Genomic DNA, 3,620 nt, shown 5'->3' with positions numbered 1-3,620 from the left:
GTGGGAGCGAGCCTGCTCGCGAAGGGATCACCCCGGAAAATTTTGATCATGCGGCAACAACTGGACGCCCAGGTACAACGCCAACATCCCATCCAGCCTGAGCGGATCCACGCCGCTGAGTTCGGCGATGCGCTCCATGCGATAGCGCAGGCTGTTGCGGTGGATGCCCAGGGCGTCGGCGCAGGCCTGGCTCTGGCCGTCGTGTTCGCACCAGCTTCGCAGGGTGGCCAGCAGTTGGCCGTTGCTGTCCTTGGCGATGACTTTGCGCAACGGGGTCAGCAGCTCGTCCAGCGCATCATCGCTGCGATGCCGCCAGAGCATCACCGGCAGCCGATAGCGATTGAGGATCAGCAAGCGCGATTGCGGCAGGACATCGCGCCCATACGCCAGTAGATCCGCCACGCGCCGGTAGCAGCGGCGTAGGCCCGCCAAGCCTTCGGCCTGCCCACCCACAGCGATTCGAAGGATGTTCCAGCCCAGGCCGTCGAGCTTGCCCAGCAGCCGCTCGTTCTCCACCGAAGCCGTGACCGGCCGGCACCAGAGCAACGAGGATTTGGACGACGTCAGGCACCAACTGTCCGGGTAACGCGACATCAACCAGGCGCTCAACGATTCCACGGTTTGCCCGGGGCCATGCTCCAGGCCCAGTTCAAACAGATACGGCACCCGCGACAGCTGCGGCTTGAGGCCCATTTGCTGGGCTTCGTCGAGCAACCGTGGCGAATCCCCGGCATCGCCCAGCAGCAACGCCAGCAAGTCATCGCAACGCTGGCGGCGCCATTGCTGCTCGGCCTGCTGGTTGCGCTGGCCGAGCAGCATTTCCGCGGTCATGCGCACCAGTTCGGCGTAGGTGCGCAATTGCGCGGGTTCGCCGGTGATGCCCAGCACGCCGATCAGCCGCTGGTCGAGCATCAACGGCAGGTTGATCCCCGGCTGCACGCCCTTGAGGTGCACGGCGGTGTGTTCGTCGATTTCCACGACCCGGCCGTTGGCCAGGACCAGTTGCGCACCTTCGTGGCGAGTATTGATGCGCTCGCGCTCGCCGCTGCCGAGGATCAGGCCCTGGTTGTCCATGACATTGACGTTATAGGGCAGAATCGCCATCGCCCGGTCGACGATGTCCTGCGCCAGGTCGTGATCGAGTTCGAACATGGGCGGTGTTCCTTGCAAGCGGCGTGATTGTTGTTTTGAGGTGCGACACCCGGGTGATTGGTCAGGCGCACAGGGTCGGCATCCAAACCCTGTGCTCTGGCACAAAGACACGGGACCTTGGGCTGGCCGAGACTCAAGGGGCGGTCAACGTTACCCCTTGGCACGCCAAAATCATAATAAAGAGAGACCCGCCATGTCCCAGAGCGCAGCAGCCCTCGTGGCTACCCCCGACGAAAAAAATACTGTCTACAAGCGCATCACCCTGCGCTTGATCCCCTTCATCTTCATCTGCTACCTGTTCAACTACCTGGACCGGGTGAACGTTGGCTTCGCCAAGTTGCAGATGCTCGACGCGTTGAAATTCAGCGAAACCGTGTACGGCCTCGGCGCTGGGATTTTCTTCATCGGCTACGTGCTGTGCGGCGTGCCGAGCAACCTGGCCTTGACCAAATTCGGCCCACGACGCTGGATCGCGTTGATGATGATCACCTGGGGCGCGCTGTCGACCTGCCTGTTGTTCGTGACCACGCCGACCCAGTTCTACACCTTGCGGCTGTTCACCGGCGCGGCCGAGGCCGGGTTCTTCCCTGGCGTCGTGCTGTACCTTTCGCAGTGGTTCCCGACGTTCCGTCGCGGCCGGATCATGGCGCTGTTCATGTCGGCCATTCCGGTGTCCGGCCTGCTCGGCAGCCCGTTTTCCGGCTGGATCCTCAACCACTTCGCAGCGGGTCAGGGCGGCCTCGCGGGCTGGCAATGGATGTTCCTGCTGCAAGGCATCCCGACGATGATCCTTGGCGCGCTGGCGTTCTTCCTGCTCAGCGACACCTTCGCCAAGGCCACCTGGCTGACCGATCATGAACGCGCCGTGCTCACCGCCGACCACGCCGAAGACCTGGCCAACAAGCCGAAAACCGCCACCGACTCACTGGCGGCGGTGTTCAAGAATCCGGCGATCTGGGCCTTCGGCCTGGTGTATTTCTGCATCCAGAGCGGCGTGTACGCGATCAACTTCTGGTTGCCGTCGATCATCAAGAACCTCGGCTTCAGCGATAACCTGGTGATCGGCTGGCTGAGCGCGATTCCCTACTTGCTGGCGGCGGTGTTCATGTTGCTGGTGGGACGCTCGGCGGACCTGCACAAGGAGCGTCGCTGGCACTTGGTGGTGCCGATGCTCATGGGCGCGGTGGGGTTGCTGATCGCGGTGAACTTCGCCACCACGCCGGCCATCGCCATCCTCGGCCTGTCCATCGCCACCATGGGCGCCCTCACCGGCCTGCCAATGTTCTGGCCGGTGCCCACCGCCTTGCTCAGCGCGGGCGCGGCGGCCGGCGGGTTGGCGTTGATCAACTCCATGGGCCAGATGGCCGGCTTCCTTAGCCCGTATCTGGTGGGCTGGGTCAAGGATGCCACCGGCTCGACCGACGCTGCGTTATATCTGCTGGCCGGCGTGATTGTCTGCGGCAGCCTGCTGGCGTTGCGCATGACCCGCACCCTGCGGGCCTGACGCCCCTTTACCCTGTGGGAGCGAGCTTGCTCGCGATAGCGGTGTATCAGTCGGCAAAGATGTTGTCTGACAATCCGCTATCGCGAGCAAGCTCGCTCCCACAATTGATTTGTGGTGGTTTGAGAATTCTGTTGGATCCACGCGGCGGTTCTGGTATTTGATTGAGCCTTTCCCCATGGATGAAAGGATCTTGTCATGAGCTACCGCACGCTAGGCCAATCCGGGTTGCAAGTCTCGACGTTGACCCTGGGCACGATGATGTTCGGCGAACAGACCAGCACCGAGGATTCGCTGCGGATCATCGGCAAGGCCTGGGACCAGGGCATCAACTTCATCGACACCGCCGACGTCTACACCGGCGGTCGCTCCGAAGAAATCATCGGCGAAGCGATTGCCAGTCGTCGCCACGAATGGGTGCTCGCCACCAAGGTCGGTTTCGGCCCGCCGGACGGCGTGCCCAACCGCAGCGGCCTGAGCCGCAAGCACCTGTTCAATGGCATCGAGGCCAGCCTGACGCGCCTGGGCACCGATTACCTGGACATCTATTACCTGCACCGCGAAGACCACAACACCCCGCTGCACGTCACCGTGTCGGCCATTGGCGACCTGATTCGCCAGGGCAAGATCCGCTACTGGGGCCTGTCGAACTACCGTGGCTGGCGCATCGCCGAGGTGATCCGGATCGCCGACAGCCTGGGCATCGACCGCCCGGTGATCAGCCAACCGCTGTACAACATCGTCAACCGCCAGGCGGAAACCGAGCAGATCACCGCCGCGCAGAACTATGGCCTTGGCGTGGTGCCGTTCAGCCCCCTGGCCCGCGGCGTGCTCAGCGGCAAATACGCGCCAGATGTCGCGCCGGACGCCAACAGCCGCGCCGGACGGCAGGACAAGCGCATCCTGGAAACCGAATGGCGGGTCGAGTCCCTGCGCATCGCCCAGCAGATCCTGGAATATACCCAGG

The 3,620-nt window shown here is 63.3% G+C and carries 3 protein-coding genes; 2 read left to right on the top strand and 1 reads right to left on the bottom strand.

Going from position 1 to position 3,620, the window contains the following annotated elements:
- Positions 1-27 precede the first annotated feature (27 nt).
- The gene (locus tag OC610_RS23290; RefSeq protein ID WP_264431175.1) at positions 28-1,152 is read right to left on the bottom strand and encodes a sugar diacid recognition domain-containing protein; all 1,125 of its coding nucleotides are present in this window, start codon (positions 1,150-1,152) and stop codon (positions 28-30) included.
- A gap of 193 nt (positions 1,153-1,345) precedes the next feature.
- Between OC610_RS23290 and OC610_RS23285 the strand changes: the two genes are divergently transcribed.
- Both OC610_RS23285 and OC610_RS23280 read left to right on the top strand, forming a co-directional pair.
- Positions 1,346-2,656: an MFS transporter gene (locus OC610_RS23285; RefSeq protein WP_264431174.1), complete on the top strand. Its 1,311-nt coding sequence runs from the start codon at positions 1,346-1,348 to the stop codon at positions 2,654-2,656.
- A 195-nt stretch (positions 2,657-2,851) separates the two neighbouring features.
- Positions 2,852-3,620: aldo/keto reductase (locus OC610_RS23280; protein ID WP_264431172.1), on the top strand; the 769-nt coding region annotated here is incomplete at its 3' end.

The sequence above is a fragment of the Pseudomonas agronomica genome (genome assembly GCF_025917275.1).
Classification (GTDB): Bacteria; Pseudomonadota; Gammaproteobacteria; order Pseudomonadales; family Pseudomonadaceae; genus Aquipseudomonas; species Aquipseudomonas agronomica.
Note: the sequence above shows the minus strand (reverse complement) of the source record. Positions and strands in the feature narration are given on the sequence as shown.